This window comes from Rhizobium redzepovicii, from assembly GCF_019793435.1.
GTDB classification, from domain to species: Bacteria; Pseudomonadota; Alphaproteobacteria; order Rhizobiales; family Rhizobiaceae; genus Rhizobium; species Rhizobium redzepovicii.
The window spans coordinates 64490-80380 of sequence record NZ_JAILYH010000026.1 but is presented as its reverse complement, the minus strand read 5'-3'; the positions used below and the strand labels follow the sequence as shown (position 1 = coordinate 80380).

The following is a 15891-nucleotide window of genomic DNA, read 5'->3' as shown; positions in this document are numbered from 1 at the left end:
ATTGTCGCTCTTGCCGGAGCCGCCATTGTCGCTCTTGCCGGAGCCGCCATTGTCGCTCTTGCCGGAGCCGCCATTGTCGCTCTTGCCGGAGCCGCCATTGTCGCTCTTGCCGGAGCCGCCATTGTCGCTCTTGCCGGAGCCGCCATTGTCGTTCTTGCCGGGGCCGTCCTTGCCGTCCTTGCCAGGACCGTCGCGTCCGTCATGGCTCGGGCCATCCTTGTCGTGCCCGTGATCTTTTCCACCCTTGCCGCCGTGATGATCGCCGTCCTTGTCGCCGTGGTGGTCTTTCCCATGGCCACCCTTGCCATGATCGTGATCTTTTCCGCCCTTGCCGCCGTGATGATCGCGGTCCTTGTCGCCGTGGTGGTCTTTCCCATGGCCGTCCTTGCCATGATCGTGATCTTTTCCGCCCTTGCCGCCATGGTGATCGTGGTCCTTGCCGTCGCCATGGTCGTCGTCATCGTCATCGTTGCCGTTGCCGTTGCCGTTGCCGTCGCCGGTGTCCGATCCGCCGCCGTCGGCAACCTGATCGCCATTGCCACCGGTTCCGGTGGCCGAACCGGTGCTGGACGACTTCTTGCCGCTGCCGATGCCTTGGCTGCCACGATCGTTATCGTTCGGGCCGAATTTGCCATCCGCCTGAATTGCTCTGGTCGGCATGCACAGCCTGTATTCGAGCGTGCCGCGAACTGCGCTGCTGCAATTAACGACCGCCGGGGCTGCCGTTGCCAAGCTGCTGCTTGCCAGGAGGGAAGCAATGGCAAGTCCGATTTTCGATGCTCTGCTGATCATTTCATGCGTCTCCCAAGGTTAACCGAATGTTAATGGGGAGAGTTCTTATACTAACAACGAATTAACGTGAAGAATAAACAATGGTTAATCTGTATCGCTTATATAATAGGGTTAAATTCGCAAGTATAAAATTTTAATAAATTTTTATCCCGACTCTGTTATTGTCTCGGGTCAAATAGGGGAATCGGCTATGGCGCGTCTCTTTTCTCTTGCTACTATTTCATTCTTTTTTCTTGCTTTTCAGGCTGTTGCCGGATCATCGCTGCCGGTGACAAGAAGCATCGGCGCGCCTGTGGGATTCGGCGCAGCCTGTGCCAAGTACAAGTGGCTGTGCGGCAGGATGGCGGCGCAACAGCGAAACGACGGGGCAGGAATAGCGCTTCTTCAAAAGATCAATCGTGCCGTAAATCTACGCATCATTCCCGCAGAAGATCGTCCGCCTTCCCACGGGGATGTTTGGTCTCTGCCGGTTGCCGGCCGCGGCGACTGTGAGGACTATGCTCTCCAGAAGATGAAGGATCTGATCGAGGCTGGTTTTCCATCGAACCGGCTGGCGCTTTCGGTAGTCATTGGGCCGCATGATCAAAACCATGTCGTTCTCATTGCCCGGACGGATGGCGGCGATTTTGTGCTCGACAATCTGACCAGTGCCGTGAGGCCTTGGCGCATGACGGGCTATACGTTTCTGGCCACTCAGGATTTCCAATCGCGCACGGGCTGGCGCGTGACGCTTGCCGGTCCCCGCGCCGGTGAGTTCTCCTGAGGCGTGTCGTAGTTCAGGCGCCAAGGTGCCTGGCGCCACCTCGAACAATGCGTAAATCGGGTGCAGATGGCAGTAAATTCGACGAAGAATTGTGTGCCCAATACGATGCTCGACGCGTGCCTGATGTAAGAATCGGAAACACTTTGTGACTAAGTGTCTCCAAAAGCAGCGTTTTTTGACTTGCTGCGTAAAGAGAGATGAAGGATATTCTGCAAACGTTGAGGGAAGCCTTCATGATCAGAATGATTGAAAACCCTGCCGAACTGGCTGGCGAAGACATCACCGGCAAATATATTCTCCGGAGGCTGAACTATCATTGGTTCGCCTACGGCAAGGCGGCTATTGTAACCGCCTGCAAGGGAACGATCCTGCATCTCGAGCGGGAAGAAACGGTCTATTCCGAGCGTTGGGGCCGTCGCGCCTATACCGGAACCGGCAAGCGTTACCCTGGCGGCATCTGTCCCATTTCGGCGGTCGCCTGCGTCTGCGATACGCCCGATGACGTCAATGCCGTCATTCAACTGGATGTCGAAGCGCAGGACGAATTCTATCAGCTGATCGCCAAGGCGGAAGCCAGGGTTCAGGCGCTTGCCTCTTCCTCGCGAAACAGCCAGTTTCTCGAGGCTGCCGAGTAAGGCGGTTTTTCAACCAAATCAGTCTGGAGCCGTCACCCGGAGGCACCCATAGGGGTGTCTCGAAGGACGCGGCTGGCCCCGCTTCTTCTCTTGCCTGATCATCCGATCTGCTTGAGATCGCGGGCGAAGCGTTGCCAGTTGGCAACGTAGTTTTCCGCCGAGCGGCGGATGGCTTCGATTGCGGCGTCGTCGAGCTGACGAATGGCGCGGGCGGGTGCTCCGACGATCAGCGAGTTGTCGGGGAATTCCTTGCCTTCGGTCACCAGCGCATTGGCGCCGACGAGGCAGTTGCTGCCGATCTTCGCGCCGTTGAGGATGGTGGCGCCCATGCCGATCAGCACATTGTCGCCCAGCGTGCAGCCGTGGAGGATGGCATGGTGGCCGATGGTGCAGCCTTTGCCCATGGTCAGCGGGAAGCCCATGTCGGTATGGGCCATCACCCCTTCCTGGATGTTGGTGCCTTCGCCGACGGTAATCTTCTCATTGTCGCCACGCAGCACCGCGCCGAACCAGACGCCGACATTCTCGCCGAGCTCGACCTGGCCGATGATATTGGCATCCGGTGCAATCCAATAGAGGCCGGCGGCGGGCAGTTTCGGCGTCGATCCGCCGAGCGCATAGACGGGCATGGCTCTCTCCTCAGGCGACCTCGACCGATAGAGTGGCAACACCGTCGATACCGCAACTGATGCAGTCGCCCCTGGAAACGGCGCCGACGCCGGCCGGCGTGCCGGTCATGATGATATCGCCCGGCGCAAGGGTGAAGAGCTTCGACAGCTCAGCGATGATCTCCGGCACCTTCCAGATCATCTGGTTGAGATCGCCGTCCTGGACGCGTTTGCCATTCTGCTCCAGCCAGATCCGCCCTTCGCCGGGGTGGCCGAGGCGGCTGGCCGGCACGATCGCCGAGACAGGGGCCGAATGTTCGAAGGCTTTGGCGACTTCCCAGGGGCGGCCGAGTTTCTTGGCCTCGCCCTGCAGATCGCGGCGGGTGAAATCGATGCCGACGGCATAGCCGTAGATGCAGTCGAGCGCTTGCGCGGCCTCGATATTCGTGCCGCCTGATTTCAGCGCCAGCACGCATTCGACCTCGTAATGCACGTCCTTCGACAATGGCGGATAGGGAAAAGCGCTGCCCGCCGGCAGCAGGTTCTCGGCATTCTTCTGGAAGAAGAAGGGGGGCTCGCGGGTGGGATCATGGCCCATCTCGATCGCATGGTCGGCATAATTGCGCCCGACGCAATAGACGCGGCGTACCGGAAAGTGCTCATCGCTGCCTTCGACCGGCAGCAGAACCGGTTTTGGAAGCGGGATGACGGTGGCGGGATCGGACATGGGCGGGCTCTTCCTGGTTGACGAGTCTTGGGGCATATTAGACGGAAAACAATGCGCCGGGGAAGCATTCTCGGTGCATTGACGCTCCGGCCGCCGGGCGATATCCTCGCCGCCATGACCGGGATCTTTGCAGTTTCGACGATGTCTACGACCACCGCCCCGGGCGGTGGATGCAGACGCGTGAACTGAATTCCGTTCGTTGCTGCTGAGACCCAACCCGCCGGAAAAGAGCGGGTTTTTTCATATCCGCTCGTCTGCCGCCATTCGAGGACGAGATCGTGGACGACATCCAGAAACAGATAGTTGCGGAGCGGGCGCTTGCCGCCGCCCGCCGCGCTCTTGCCAGCCGCTATGCCGGAGCCGCCTTCGCTTACGCCACCGGGTCGCTGCTGCGCGGCGAAGGCACAGCGTTTTCGGATATCGATCTCGTCGTCGTGTTTCCGTCACTGGAACGAGCCTGGCGGGAATCCTTCACCCACGAGGACTTTCCGGTCGAGGCCTTCGTCCACGATGAAGAGACGCTGGCGTATTATATCCATGCCGATACCGAGAGCGGCTGTCCTGTTATGGCCAACATGGTCGCCACGGGGCGCGTGGTCGGACGGGATACCGGGCGCGCGCGCATCGTGCAGGCAAAGGCGGCGGCAATGCTGGCGGCCGGGCCGAAAGCGCTTGCCGGCACCAGCTACGACATGCTGCGCTATCAGGTCACCGATCTTGCCGACGATCTGCGCGGGACGCGCCCGCCCGAGGAGATCGCGGCGATCGCCGCGCAACTCTACCAGAAGCTCGCCGATCTCATTCTGCTCGGACGCGGCGAATGGACCGGCCGCGGCAAGTGGGCGCCGCGTCTCATCGGCAAGCTCGATACCCAACTGGCGGCGGAATTCGACGCGGCGTTCAAGTTGGCGGCAGGAGGCGAGGGCACACGATTGCTGGCTTTGGCCGACCGCGAACTTGCCTTGCATGGCGGCCGCTGTTTCGAGGGTTTCAGGCAGGAGGCGCCGCTGGAGGCACGGCGGCTGGAGTAGGCGTCGATACAGGAGCACTGTTGTCTTGATGAGTTCACTCTAAAAAGGCGTTGCTGCGGCGCCAACGCCCACGAGAGCCTCATCCAAAGGTGCTCCGCAGGGGCCTCGAAGGACGAGGCGGGTGCGTCGGCGTTGATGGATGCAAAGAGCAGCGTTGACGCGTGTCCTTCGAAGCTTCGGCGCCTTTGGCCTGCGCGCCTCTCAGGATGAGCAGTGTTGGAGGATGCCGCCTCCAAGGAGAGGCGTTGGAGAATGGTGCTTTACCTTCGGCGGGTGGAAGAGATCAGGCAGGCGCGAAGCATCTGTGAAAGGCTCGCGCCATTGCAATAAGCTGCCCATTGGATAAGGTGAATTGTAATATTATTAAAACCAAAGGTTGAAAGAAGCATGCCGCGTTCGCATTTTTTCAGAGCAAACCATATTCTAACTCCCATAGTTTTCGCAACCTTTGGTCTGTCTGCATGCGTTACCATCAAGGATGGTGTGCAAGTCTCCCAGGATCATAGCCGCGCCGTGAGTGGCGAGCGAACAAAAATGGGCCAGTCTTACAATTTGAATGCAGACTGCACCGCTGCGACAATGCCGAGCATAAAGCTGGTGCAGCCCCCCGCACATGGATCGGTAGAATTCGTTAGCGAGAAAATTCTTTCACATTATCCGACAGGCGCGCCCCAGATCAGGTGCAATTCCAGAAAATCTCCTGGCGTATCTGAATATTATACTTCCAACAGCCGATACTCCGGGAAGGATATGTATAAGGTGAGAGTGACCTACGGCGAGGGAACAATCAAGGACGTAACAGTCAATATCAATGTAAGAAAGAAATAGAGCCGAGCTGTCGTCGAAGTGTTCAACTGGTTATTCTTCGATGAACGAGTTGGTGGCGTGTGCGCGGCGCACTGTCGCCATCATTCCACGCCTCCCGGGTATCTTAGCCAAGCGCGCCTTGAGCCGCGCAAATCCGGTCGATCAAAGCATCGAGTTCACCCCTCGGTGGACGGCTTATGGCCAGACGCTGCTTGAGGTGCATGATCGGCTCGGCGAGGATTTCATCGAGGCTCTCGGCGCAGGTGAAGTCGCCCGCCACGCGCTTGACCTTCGAATTGTCGAAGATCGCAGTCCAGGCCTTGTCGCCGAGCAACGGGCCGATCCATTCCGGATTGTACCGGATCAGCGTGTCCGTCGGCACGTGGACGATCTTCGCCTCGACGCCGAGCAATCTTGCGATCGTCTTCTGGATATCGTCCCAGATATGCGCACGGTCGGAGGTGATATGGAAAATCTCGGCGAGCGCCGCCTGCTTGCCGAACAGGCCGACGAAAGGCATGGTGAAATCGATTGAGCGGGTCAATGTCCAGGGCGTGTGGCCGTCGCCCGCCACAATGATGGGCTCGCCATCCAGCATGCGTCTCGCCATGACATCACTGTCGCCCATCATAATCGGCAAGCCGGTGCGAACGGTGTGGCTGGGACGGACGATCGTCCAGGCGAGTTTGCCGGACAGTTTGAGCAGTTCCTCGCAGGCGATTTTCGCCTGGCTGTAGGGCCAGTAAGGATTGATCGCCGGGGTTTCCTCGGTGATCAGATAGTGACGCGGCGGCTTTTCATAGACTGAGGCCGAGGAGATGAAGATATACTGGCCGCAATTGCCCGAGAATACCTCGATGTCGCGGGCGACCTGGTCGGGCGTGAAGGCGATGAACTGGCAGACGACGTCATAATTACGCTTGGTGAGATCCGCATAGGCGCTCGATCCCAATTCGCCGACGATCGAGGTCACCCCTGCGGGCAGGGCAGCACTTCTCAAGCCGCGATTGTAGACGCTGACCTGGTGGCCCTCGGCAACGGCGCGCTCGACGCAGGGGTAGGAGATTTGGCCGGTGCCGCCAATGAAAAGAACTTTCAAAGCCATGAGAGTGACCTCGGGGTCTATGGGCGGGAACTATTGTCGCCTTTCATAGCGCGAAAGAATGTCATCGTCTCCCGCAAATCTCGTCTACGGCGGAGAGCAAAGGGAATAAGCCGTACTCTGGCCTCCTGCGGCGGCTTTAGGTTTGCCGCCGCAGGAACTGGACCGGGCCTATGCCTGCGCCTTGCGATAGGCTGCGACGACAAGCCAGATCGAGGAAAGCAGGAAGTAGAATGCGCCGAAGCCCGCATAAGGCACGATATCGAGGATCGTCGGCGGGGCGGCGCCAAGCGAGCGGCCGATCATGAAGCCGCCGGCAAGGGCAGACTGCGCGCCGCTCAGGATCATCACCCATTGGGCGCCCTCGGTGCGCCAGCGCCTCACACCAGTATAGAGCTGCAACAGACCCGAGAGGATTGCCCAAGCCCCGAACACGGCCAGGACGGCATAGGTGCTCACGCCGAGCGCGATGACGACGGCGAGAGATGTGACCGTGCTGACCGCGACATTCAACGTCTGCGACGGATTGGCCTGCAGGCCGCCATTGGCCTGGGCGTCGACCAGATTGGCAAGCGCGTCCCACAAGGGATAGATCACCAGCAAAAAGGCTGCGGCGCTCGGCTGCCCGGCGAAGGCAATGGCGGCGGCAATCCATACGATCGAGAATGCGGCGCGCGTGAAATAATAGGATCGCAGCCAGTAGGAGTGGTTTGAAGATTGAGCTTGCATCGACAGTTTCCTTGTTTTGTCTACCTACTAGTAGGAAGGTTATGCGATTGAAGTCAATGCTGCGGGCAGACACCTTCTTGTGATTGAAGAGAAAGCTCCTCGTCTTGACAATCTGCCTACGAGAAGGTAGGCGGCGCTATGAAATCAATGTCTTCGACGTCGGACAAGATCCTCGATATCGCCCAGTCGCTCATCGTGGCGGGCGGCTATAACGGCTTCAGCTATGCCGACATATCCGCCGCGATCGGCATCAGGAAAGCGAGTATCCACCATCATTTTCCGGCCAAGGCCGAGCTGGTCGCGGTGCTGGTCGATCGTTACACCAAGCAGGCGGAGGCGGGTTTGCAGTCTCTGCGCGAACGGGCCGCAAGCCCTGCCGACCAGCTGCAGTTCTACATCGACTACTGGCGTTCATGCATCGAGAACGCTTCGCAACCCTTCTGTGTCTGCGCGATGCTCGCTAGCGAAATGCAGATGCTGCCCGACGAGGTCGCATCACGCGTCCGCGCCCATTTCCAAAATCTCGCGGCATGGCTGACCTCGGTACTGCAGGCCGGAGTAGAGCAGGGCCTGCTTCGGCTGGACAGGCGGCCGGAAGAACAGGCACAGATGCTGATGGCCTCGGTTCACGGGGCCATGCTCTCGACGAGGGCTCTCGGCGATCCCGGATTGTTTATCGCAATCGTCGGGCCTGAGATTGCGAGGCTGCGGGGCGCATAACACATCTCCTCCCGCCAATCTGGAGGATGCCGCCAGCGCTCAAGAGAGCCTCATCCTGAGATGCCCCGCAAGGGGCCTCGAAGGACGAGGCGGGTGCGCCGGCGGTTGATGGCTGCAAGGAGGAACGTTGCGGCGTGTCCTTCGAGGCGCCGGCCCTTGGCCTGCGTGCCTCAGGAATGAAGAGCGTTGGTGAGTGCCGCGCCCAACTCATGTGTGGAGAAATGCTGGGCCGTCACTCCCCGCCATCACCAACCAGCGCATCCCGCACAATCGCATAATAACCGGCAAGCTCGGCGATATCAGCGGCCAGTCTATCGAAGGCCGGATCGGACGGTGCAAGCGTGCCGGCATATTTGGCCTCGATGAAGGTCTGGTGAGCGGCAAGCGCTTTCGCATCGGCCTTGTGCACGACAGTGTAGATCGGCGAGGGCACGGTGCGGCCCTTGACGATGATGCGGTCGAGCTCGACGACGATGTAGGTCTCGGCGACCAGTCTTGCGGTTTCTTCGCCGAGCAGCAATGCCACACCGTAATTCTTCGAGGCGCCTTCGAGGCGGGAGGCGAGGTTGACGCTGTCGCCGAGGCAGGAATAGTCGAAGCGGCGGGTCGAGCCCATATTGCCGACGATGCATTCGCCGGTGTTGATGCCGACGCCCATCTTCAGGACATGCGGCTTGCCGCCAAGCGCGGCCGCCTCCCGCTCCAGTTGGTTGTTCAGCCGCGAAATCGCTGTCTGCATGGCAAGCGCGGCGCGCACGGCGTGGAGGGCGTGGTCGGGATCGTCGAGCGGCGCATTCCAGAAGGCCATGATGCAGTCGCCCATATATTTGTCGATCGTACCGCCATGATCCATCACCACATCGGAGAGTGGCGTCAGCAGCCGGTTGATCAGGCCGGTCAGTTGCTCCGGATCGTCCTTCAGCGTCTCGGCGATGGTGGTGAACCCGCGCACATCGGAGAACAGTACGGAGAGCGTGCGCCGCTCGCCACCGAGCTTCAGCTGCGAGGGATCGTTCGACAGGCGCCTGACGAGATCGGGAGAAATATACTGGGCGAAGGCGCGGATGATCTGGCGCTTGTTGCGGCGCTCCTCGGCATAGTCGAAAGCGGCTTGTCCGAAGACGACCGAGATATAGGCGACGGTCGGGCCAAGCGGTGAGACGAAGACATGGGCAAGCCGGATGCCGGCAAAGCTGACGGTCGCGAAGGCGAGGAGGGCCGCCGCACTGGTGACGATCGTCAGCCATCCCGTCGAGCGCCAGACGGTCGTGGTGGCCAGCAGCACCGATATCAGGATGCAGGCGGCAACTGCCGGCAGCCGGGCTTCCGCGATCGACAGGCCGGCGCGGATATTGTCGTAGATCGTCGCCTGGATCTCGACGCCGGAGACGAGCTTGCCGGTGTGGATGGTGTAGGGTGTCGCAAAGGCATCGACACCGCGCTTGTCGATCTCCGGCGCATTCTGCAGGCTGAGGCCGACGAGGACCACGCGGTCCCTGAAATAACCTGGCGGCAGCAAGTTCTCGGGGTCGAGTGCCTGGTAGTAGGAGACCGTGGGGTAGCTGCGGGCCGGGCCGAAGGATTGGATGAGCCGGCCAGCCGGCAGGTCGGCGTTTGCTGCTCCCGACGCCGCCTGTATCAGCATGGCGGCAAAACCGTCCTGATAGCCCGGAATGCGCCGAAACATGCCGTCGCCGCTGAGATCGATCGAGGCGATGCCGGTCACGGCACCGGCTTGCGTCAGCTGCGGCAGCGGTGTGGCACGGATCAGCTGCGAGGCCTGCGGCGTCTCGATCAGCGTTTCGTCGCCGGCCAGCACGACATCCGGGCCGACCGCCTTGGCGATCGCCGCGTCGTTGTCGGGGTTCGAGGGTTCAGCCATGATGATGTCGAGGCCGATGACGCGGGCGCCAGCGGCGCGCAGCTGGCTGACAAGCTCGGCATGCAGACTGCGCGGCCAAGGCCATTGCGCGTTGATATCAGCAAGCGAAGGCTCATCGATCGCAACGATGACAGGGCCGCCGGCTGGCGGACGGGGATCGTCGACGGTCGAGAGATAGTCGAAGCTTCTGAGCTCCAGCAGTGACCAGGCGGGCAGGCGCGACAGCAGCGAAATGGCGATCAGCACGGCGAGCGACAGCACCAGCAGCCTCAAACGGCGGCCCCCGGTTTGCCTCGCCTGCCGCGGCTTGTCCCGCACCGGCATCAGAAGCGGACTTTGAGCGTGCCCTTGAAGGCGCGACCCCAGCCGGGAACGCCCGGCGTGATCTCGAAGTCCTCGTCGAGCAGGTTATAGGCGGCGGCCTCGAGGGCGATGCGCTTGTCCAGCGGTTCCCAGATCAGATGGGCGTCGAGGCTCCAGTAATCGTCGAGCTTGGTGCCGAGATCGTCGCCGTCGCGCTCGCCGACATAGTTGGCGGCAACCGTTGCCTTGACCTTGGCTTCGTTGACCCAGGTCAGCGCGATCTGGCCGGAATTCTTGGGAATGAAGGGCAGGGAGCCGCCGTAATTCGGCTCGAGCGGGTCCTTGTTCTCCGATTCCATATAGGCATAGGTGGCGGAAAGGCCGAAACCGGCACCGAGCGCCAGGTTTGCGGTGAGGGCGGCACGGTCGATGCTGCCGCGCGACAGCGGCAGGCTGTCGGCCGCCGGAAGCGAGATCAGCGGAAAATCGATCGAGAAATCATGCAGTTCCTGGTGCTGGTATTCGACTGAGGTAAAAAACCGGTCGGTCCATTCGGCGTCCCATTGCAGCGCCGCCGTATCGGCATATCCCTCGAGGCCGATAGAATATTGGTTGGCCTGCAATCCGAGGACGCCGATCGGGGCAAGAGTGGGTACGCCGGTGTCGAGGCTCTGGCGCATGAAGGCGGCGCGCAGCCAATGGTTCTGGGCGGGTGTCCAGGCAAGGCCGAAACGTGGCTCCAGGCGGTTGACGTCGACTCCGTCGCCTTCCATATGCGTGCCGAAGAGCGCGTATTCGCCCTTGAGATCGGGTGTGATCTCGTGCAGCACGTCGATATAGGCGCGGCTGATATTGACGCGGTTGCTGAATGTGTCCGGGCCGGTCGTGGTCTCTGGGATGATCACGACGAGCGGAAAGAGTTCATGAAGGCGAGAAGAGGTGGTCGTGCTGGCATCGATCCAGCCGCCTTCGATGCCGTACCGCCACGTCAGCGGTCCGCTGCCGATGGAATGGCTGAGCGCGCCGATATAGGTTTTTGAAGACAGATCCTCGGTCCCGTCCAAGAATGGGATGATGTCGGGATCGCGCAGGCCGAGAACCGGCGCATCGTCGACCTGAAGAGAGGTGGACGTCCGCGACTTGCTTTCCGAATAGAGGAAGGCGCCGTTCAAGATGTTTTCGTAGCCGAAGGTATGGCTCCAGCCGAGGCCGGCATTGGTTGTTTCGCTGACATTGCGCCGATAATTATATTCCGAAGAGACTTCAGTTGGAATTCCGAAGCCCAGGAGGTTGAGGAAGTCCGTCAGTGACGAGCCTTGCGTCAGTGCGTTCAGCGTTCCATCGTTTTTGGCATGGTTGACATAGGCCACCACGCGATCGTCAGGCGTCACCGTTGCCGTCAGATAGCCATTGCCGCCGATAAGCTTGTTGTCGGTCTGGAAGCCGCCGAAATCGCGATAGTCGCCATCGAGCGCCAGTTCTTCCCAGGTCAGGTTGCCATAGAAGCTGAGCGGGATCGTCTCGTTCGAGAAACCCTGGATTTCAGCTTCGCCGATACCCCTTGTATGGCCGTCGACGCTGTTGATGCCGCCGCCAAGCGAGCCTTCGATGAACGGCGTGCGCAGCAGCGTTGCCGAACGAGAGCGGCCGGAGAGCATGTGCGGATCAAGCAGCAAGCCCTGAATGAAGGATGAATAGCTCGATGCGTTGCCACGGTTCTGGATGACATTGTCGTCGCTGAAGCTCGTTGCGTTGACGTAAGGGAAGATGCTGCCCTTGATCGACTGGTCGATATAGCCGCTGCCTTCGAAGGGACTGAAGACCGCGTCCCCGTAATAGCGGCCCCAGGCATCCAGACCCTGCAGGCGAAAAGCGTTGTTCAGCGTCGAGCCGGCATCCTGATTGGCGCCAAGGGCGCTGTAGTCGCCGCCGCGGGCGCGCGAACGGCGGAGAAATTCCTGGGCGTTGCGGATCGCGCCGTCGGCGTCGTAATCGTCGATATCGACGGCGGTGCGGAAGGAGGAGATGACCGGATCGTTCTTATCGAGCCTGTCGGCATTGTCGACGGCTTGCTCGGAGGGGATGCGGTCGCCCTTTTCGTAATGGGCAGCGGCGAGCATCAGCTGCGATTGCGAATGGGCGGGATTGGCGGTGCTGGCGGCCAGCAGGTCTGCCAGCGCCTTGTCGCGCTCGCCGGTCTGCAGGTAATAGCGGCCGCGGGCGAGGAGGGCGATGTCGAAGGAGGGGTCGGCGGCGAGCGCCGCATCGATCTCGCGCCTGGCCTCCTTCATGCGCGATTGGTCGAGATAGAGGATGGCAAGGTTGCCGTGGGGGACCGGATCCTGCGGATCGAGTGCGATCGCCCTCAGGAAGGCGGCCTCGGCCTCGCGATTGGCGTCGCGGGCGCTCTGCAGCAGGCCCATCGAGTTCAACGATCCCGAAGCTCCCGGCGCAAGTTCGATGGCACGGTTCAGATCGGCAAGCGCCCCGTTGATATCGCTTTCGTAGCTCGCCTTGTAGGAGGCGCGTGCGGCAAGGGCGATCGGATGGTTGGGATCGAGCGAGAGGGCGCGGTTCACCGCCTCCCGCATCTGGGCGCGGTCATCGATCAGCTGCGCCAGCTGCGCGCGGATGGCAGGAAGAGTGGGATCATCCGGAAAACGCTTTTCGGCATCCTTGATCAAGTCGATGGACGCACGGGGATTTTTGAGGAAACCCGCCGTATAGGCCTGCATGATCGCACCATAGGGACCGACAGCCGATGACGGCGGCTTTTCGACATGTGCTGGATCGGCAAGTGAGCGGGCGAAATAGCCGCCATACTGCGCCATGTTCCGGCGGGCCGGATCGAGATGTGGCAGTGCAGCCGCAAACAGCCTTGCGGCGTCGTCGTAACGTTTTTCGGAGCCGGCGATCGTGGCATCGATCAAGTCAACGCGCGCCTTCTGGAGGGGCGTCAGCTTGCGCCGGCGAACCTCCAGAAGCGTCTCTGCGGCGACCTGCCGACCGTCGAAGGCGCTCTGCACTTCGGCAAGCTCCAACCAGTCCTCGGTGGTGCGACGTTCCGGCGGCAAGGCCAGCAGCCGGCGGCGCTCGTCGGCCATGCGGCCTGCCGGCAGCGGCGAAGTCGGCATCAGGCCGAAGCCGTCGCGCAGGTTCAGATAGAACAGCATCTGTTCGCGGTCGTCGGGCGTGACGATCACCAGCTTGTGCGGTGCTTGGCCGATGGTGGCGACCGCCCCTTCGCCCTCGTTCACCTCGACGCTGCCCTGCGGGTTGCTAAGCGCCACGCGGCCTTCGAGCACGATCATCGAGGTTTTGCTGCCCTCGACGGTCATCGTCCAGTCGGTGCCGCGGATGGCGGCTGCGGCCGCAGGGGTCTCGACCGTCAGGCCCTGGCCGCCGCGCTCGGCGCGTGCCCAGATCGTTCCCGATTGCAGCTCCAGTGTCGTGTCGCCGCTTGCCGCCATCTTCTTGACCTGCAGCGATGAATTGCGGCCGAGGCGAACCTGGGTGTGATCGGAAAAGACGATGGCGAGCTGGCCGTTGGCGTTGGTGCGCAGCACGTCGCCGGTCAGGAGATCCTGATTGATATCGACGACACGCCAATTCGACACGTCGATGAAGCGGACCTCTTCGCCGGTCTTGCGGGCGATGACGGAACCGGCGACCGGTGTTGCTCGCTGCACCGGCTCGGCCATTGCCGACGGCGCGAAACCGGGCAAAGCAAGCGAAAGCGCCATCCCAGCGCGACAGATGTTCTTGGAATAACCCCGCATGACCCAGACCCCATCCCCACTTCCCGTTTGTCCGTGTAGAGTGGAAAAGTCAAGCGCATTGCACACGTGTTCTTGCTTTCGCCGTCAAGTGTAATATCAGGGAAACACTTGGGGACGGAGTATTCACGTGAGCGAATTCGAAACTGCAACTGAGGTTATGCTGAGCCAGCCCACGAGCGCGGATATCGGCGTCGAGTATTTCGACCATATCAAGAAAATCAATGATATATTTTATGATCAGGTCAAGATATCCGATCAGAAGGCTGCCTATATCTTCACATTTATGCTGGCCTTCCTGGTGAGTTCCAGCGAGGTGAGGGCGGTCTTCAGCCCGGCGCGCTATATCACCGGCACGTCAGGCAGTATGCTGTTTTCCGGCCTGCTTGCCGCAGCCTCGGTCTTCTCAATCCTGTCGGCGATCCTCGTCGTGCTGCCGCGCCGTTTGGATAGCTCGACCTCGCTGTTCTGGGGCGCCTGGCAGAACCATCGCGAGCTGTTCTTCGACGCGGCGATTAGGCGCGACGAGCGCTATCTCTTCGACCAATATCTCGAAAACGCCAATATCCTCTCCGCCATCGCCCGCAGCAAATACCGCTGCGTGACCTTTGCGTTTCGTGGCTTGATGGTGAGCGTGATTGCTTATGTGCTGCTGTTGGTGGCGGTGTGAGGCTTGGGTGCGGCTTTGAGCTTTTCAGCCGGCTGAGGACGGCGTGAGCGCCAGAAGCCAAGAATGCGGGCGCGCCGAAGCGCGCCCGTCCGTTTTTAATCCTCGACCTCAACGATCAGCTCAAGCTCGATCGGCACGCCGAGCGGCAGACTGGCGACTCCGAGGACGACGCGGCCGGAGAGCTTTTCCTCGCCGAAGACTTGGAGCAGCATTTGCGACGCTCCGTCCGCGACCTTCGGGTGGTCGCGGAAATCGCCTTCAGTGGCGATATAGACACCGAGCTTGACGACTTTTGCGACCCTGTCCAGCGAGCCGAGATAGTCCTTGGCGGCCGCAAGTGCGCTGAGTGTGGCCGTTTCGGCAGCCTTCCTGCCGTCTTCAGCCGTCAGTGCGCCGCCGACGCAGCCGATATAGCGCGGCTCGCGGTTGATAACCGGCAACATGCCGCTGAAGAAGACCAGTTTGCCTGATCTGACCGCCTCGACATAGGCCCCGAGAGGTGTCGGCGGCGGGGGAAGGATGATGCCGAGTTCCTGCAGCCGCCGTTCTGCGCCGGCTGCCTGCGCTTGCGGGTGGTTTACCATTTGCCCAGATGTGCGCCGCCGTCGACGTGCAGCACCTCCCCGGTTACGCGCGGAGCTTCGGTCAGGAAGACAACCGCATCGACGACTTCCCCAACATTGGAAATGCCAGCCATGGGCGACAGCGTGCTGAGGAAGTCCTTCGGATTATCCTTGTGCAGCGGCGTATCGACGACACCGGGAGCCACCGTGTTGACGCGGATTCCCTCGCTTGCATATTCCATCGCCAGGTTCTTCGAGATCGCGTCGATGCCGCCCTTGGTCATCATGGCGACCGAAGCCGAGAAACCGGCGATCGGATGGTCGATCAGCGGTGTGGTGATGCTGACGATGCTGCCACCGGTCTTCTGGGCGAGCATCTGCCGGACGACCAGCTGCGTCAGGTGGATGAAGCCTTCAAGATTGGTTGAGGACAGCTTGCGGAAGTCGGTCATGGTGTAATCGACGAACGGCTTGGTGAAGAAAATGCCGGCATTGTTGACGAGGGCGTCGATCGAGCCGAACCGGTCGATTGCGGCCTGTGCGACCCGTGCGGCGGTTTCGGCATCGCCGATATCGCCGTCGACGAGCGCCAGCTTCTCCGAAGCCCGAAAGGCATCCGAGGCGCTGACCTGGCGCGAGGTGGCGACGACATTGTAGCCGCGCTCGATGAAGGCATTGACGAGCCCGGCTCCGATACCCTGGGAGGCGCCCGTGACGATGACAGTCTTTGCGGTAGTCATGTTGAACTCCATAATTTGGTCGGGCAACGGAGGTCTGCGCTTG

At 61.0% G+C, this 15891-nt stretch carries 13 protein-coding genes and 1 pseudogene; 5 read left to right on the top strand and 9 right to left on the bottom strand.

From position 1 onward, the window contains the following. Positions 1-792, bottom strand: a pseudogene (locus K6N12_RS34465) (hypothetical protein); the annotation flags it as partial. 190 nt (positions 793-982) lie between these two features. Between K6N12_RS34465 and K6N12_RS30675 the strand changes: the two are divergent. Together K6N12_RS30675 and K6N12_RS30670 are read left to right on the top strand one after the other, a co-directional pair. Beyond that, the gene (locus tag K6N12_RS30675; RefSeq protein WP_097626048.1) at positions 983-1555 is read left to right on the top strand and encodes a transglutaminase-like cysteine peptidase; all 573 of its coding nucleotides are present in this window, start codon (positions 983-985) and stop codon (positions 1553-1555) included. Between the two features lie 233 nt (positions 1556-1788). Then, on the top strand, positions 1789-2190 hold the full coding sequence (locus K6N12_RS30670) for a hypothetical protein (protein ID WP_012558183.1): 402 nt from the start codon (positions 1789-1791) through the stop codon (positions 2188-2190). Positions 2191-2288: 98 nt separating this feature from the next. On the opposite strand, the gene K6N12_RS30665 is transcribed toward K6N12_RS30670, so the two are convergent. Next, complete coding sequence (locus K6N12_RS30665; RefSeq protein ID WP_097626047.1) at positions 2289-2819, bottom strand: gamma carbonic anhydrase family protein; 531 nt, start codon at positions 2817-2819, stop codon at positions 2289-2291. A 10-nt stretch (positions 2820-2829) separates the two neighbouring features. Then, positions 2830-3525, bottom strand: a complete 696-nt coding sequence (locus tag K6N12_RS30660) for a fumarylacetoacetate hydrolase family protein (RefSeq protein ID WP_097626046.1) — start codon at positions 3523-3525, stop codon at positions 2830-2832. A gap of 278 nt (positions 3526-3803) precedes the next feature. On the opposite strand from K6N12_RS30660, the gene K6N12_RS30655 reads away from it, so the two are divergent. After that, positions 3804-4556, top strand: coding sequence for a nucleotidyltransferase domain-containing protein (locus K6N12_RS30655; protein ID WP_097626045.1), 753 nt, complete (start codon positions 3804-3806; stop codon positions 4554-4556). Between the two features lie 931 nt (positions 4557-5487). Here K6N12_RS30655 and K6N12_RS30650 read toward each other — a convergent pair. Next, a complete protein-coding gene (locus K6N12_RS30650) occupies positions 5488-6468 on the bottom strand; it encodes an SDR family oxidoreductase (RefSeq protein ID WP_097626044.1) in 981 nt (326 codons plus the stop codon). Positions 6469-6636: 168 nt separating this feature from the next. Then, complete coding sequence (locus K6N12_RS30645) at positions 6637-7194, bottom strand: DUF308 domain-containing protein (RefSeq protein WP_097626043.1); 558 nt, start codon at positions 7192-7194, stop codon at positions 6637-6639. Positions 7195-7332: 138 nt separating this feature from the next. On the opposite strand from K6N12_RS30645, the gene K6N12_RS30640 reads away from it, so the two are divergent. Continuing rightward, complete coding sequence (locus K6N12_RS30640) at positions 7333-7914, top strand: TetR/AcrR family transcriptional regulator (protein ID WP_097626042.1); 582 nt, start codon at positions 7333-7335, stop codon at positions 7912-7914. Between the two features lie 232 nt (positions 7915-8146). Here K6N12_RS30640 and K6N12_RS30635 read toward each other — a convergent pair whose 3' ends face one another. After that, complete coding sequence (locus K6N12_RS30635; protein ID WP_097626041.1) at positions 8147-10120, bottom strand: CHASE2 domain-containing protein; 1974 nt, start codon at positions 10118-10120, stop codon at positions 8147-8149. Then, on the bottom strand, positions 10120-13878 hold the full coding sequence (locus K6N12_RS30630; RefSeq protein ID WP_097626040.1) for a FecR domain-containing protein: 3759 nt from the start codon (positions 13876-13878) through the stop codon (positions 10120-10122). The genes K6N12_RS30635 and K6N12_RS30630 overlap by 1 nt, the downstream gene beginning before the upstream one ends. A 127-nt stretch (positions 13879-14005) precedes the next feature. On the opposite strand from K6N12_RS30630, the gene K6N12_RS30625 reads away from it, so the two are divergent. Then, on the top strand, positions 14006-14545 hold the full coding sequence (locus tag K6N12_RS30625) for a Pycsar system effector family protein (protein ID WP_003593591.1): 540 nt from the start codon (positions 14006-14008) through the stop codon (positions 14543-14545). Between the two features lie 95 nt (positions 14546-14640). Here the strand turns inward: K6N12_RS30625 and K6N12_RS30620 are convergent, their stop codons facing one another. Together K6N12_RS30620 and K6N12_RS30615 are read right to left on the bottom strand one after the other, a co-directional pair. Continuing rightward, positions 14641-15129 (bottom strand): RidA family protein, encoded by a 489-nt coding sequence (locus tag K6N12_RS30620; protein ID WP_097626039.1) that lies wholly within the window; start codon positions 15127-15129, stop codon positions 14641-14643. Further along, complete coding sequence (locus K6N12_RS30615) at positions 15123-15848, bottom strand: SDR family NAD(P)-dependent oxidoreductase (RefSeq protein ID WP_097626076.1); 726 nt, start codon at positions 15846-15848, stop codon at positions 15123-15125. The genes K6N12_RS30620 and K6N12_RS30615 overlap by 7 nt, the downstream gene beginning before the upstream one ends. Between the last annotated feature and the right edge of the window lie 43 nt (positions 15849-15891).

Excerpts from the sequence above, each read along its gene's own strand:
- K6N12_RS30650 (WP_097626044.1), bottom strand. The coding sequence starts at position 6,468 with ATGGCTTTGAAAGTTCTTTTCATTGGCGGCACCGGCCAAATCTCCTAC.
- K6N12_RS30630 (WP_097626040.1), bottom strand. The coding sequence starts at position 13,878 with ATGCGGGGTTATTCCAAGAACATCTGTCGCGCTGGGATGGCGCTTTCG.
- K6N12_RS30640 (WP_097626042.1), top strand. The coding sequence starts at position 7,333 with ATGAAATCAATGTCTTCGACGTCGGACAAGATCCTCGATATCGCCCAG.
- K6N12_RS30675 (WP_097626048.1), top strand. The coding sequence starts at position 983 with ATGGCGCGTCTCTTTTCTCTTGCTACTATTTCATTCTTTTTTCTTGCT.
- K6N12_RS30665 (WP_097626047.1), bottom strand. The coding sequence starts at position 2,819 with ATGCCCGTCTATGCGCTCGGCGGATCGACGCCGAAACTGCCCGCCGCC.
- K6N12_RS30620 (WP_097626039.1), bottom strand. The coding sequence starts at position 15,129 with ATGGTAAACCACCCGCAAGCGCAGGCAGCCGGCGCAGAACGGCGGCTG.
- K6N12_RS30615 (WP_097626076.1), bottom strand. The coding sequence starts at position 15,848 with ATGACTACCGCAAAGACTGTCATCGTCACGGGCGCCTCCCAGGGTATC.
- K6N12_RS30660 (WP_097626046.1), bottom strand. The coding sequence starts at position 3,525 with ATGTCCGATCCCGCCACCGTCATCCCGCTTCCAAAACCGGTTCTGCTG.
- K6N12_RS30670 (WP_012558183.1), top strand. The coding sequence starts at position 1,789 with ATGATCAGAATGATTGAAAACCCTGCCGAACTGGCTGGCGAAGACATC.
- K6N12_RS30645 (WP_097626043.1), bottom strand. The coding sequence starts at position 7,194 with ATGCAAGCTCAATCTTCAAACCACTCCTACTGGCTGCGATCCTATTAT.
- K6N12_RS30635 (WP_097626041.1), bottom strand. The coding sequence starts at position 10,120 with ATGCCGGTGCGGGACAAGCCGCGGCAGGCGAGGCAAACCGGGGGCCGC.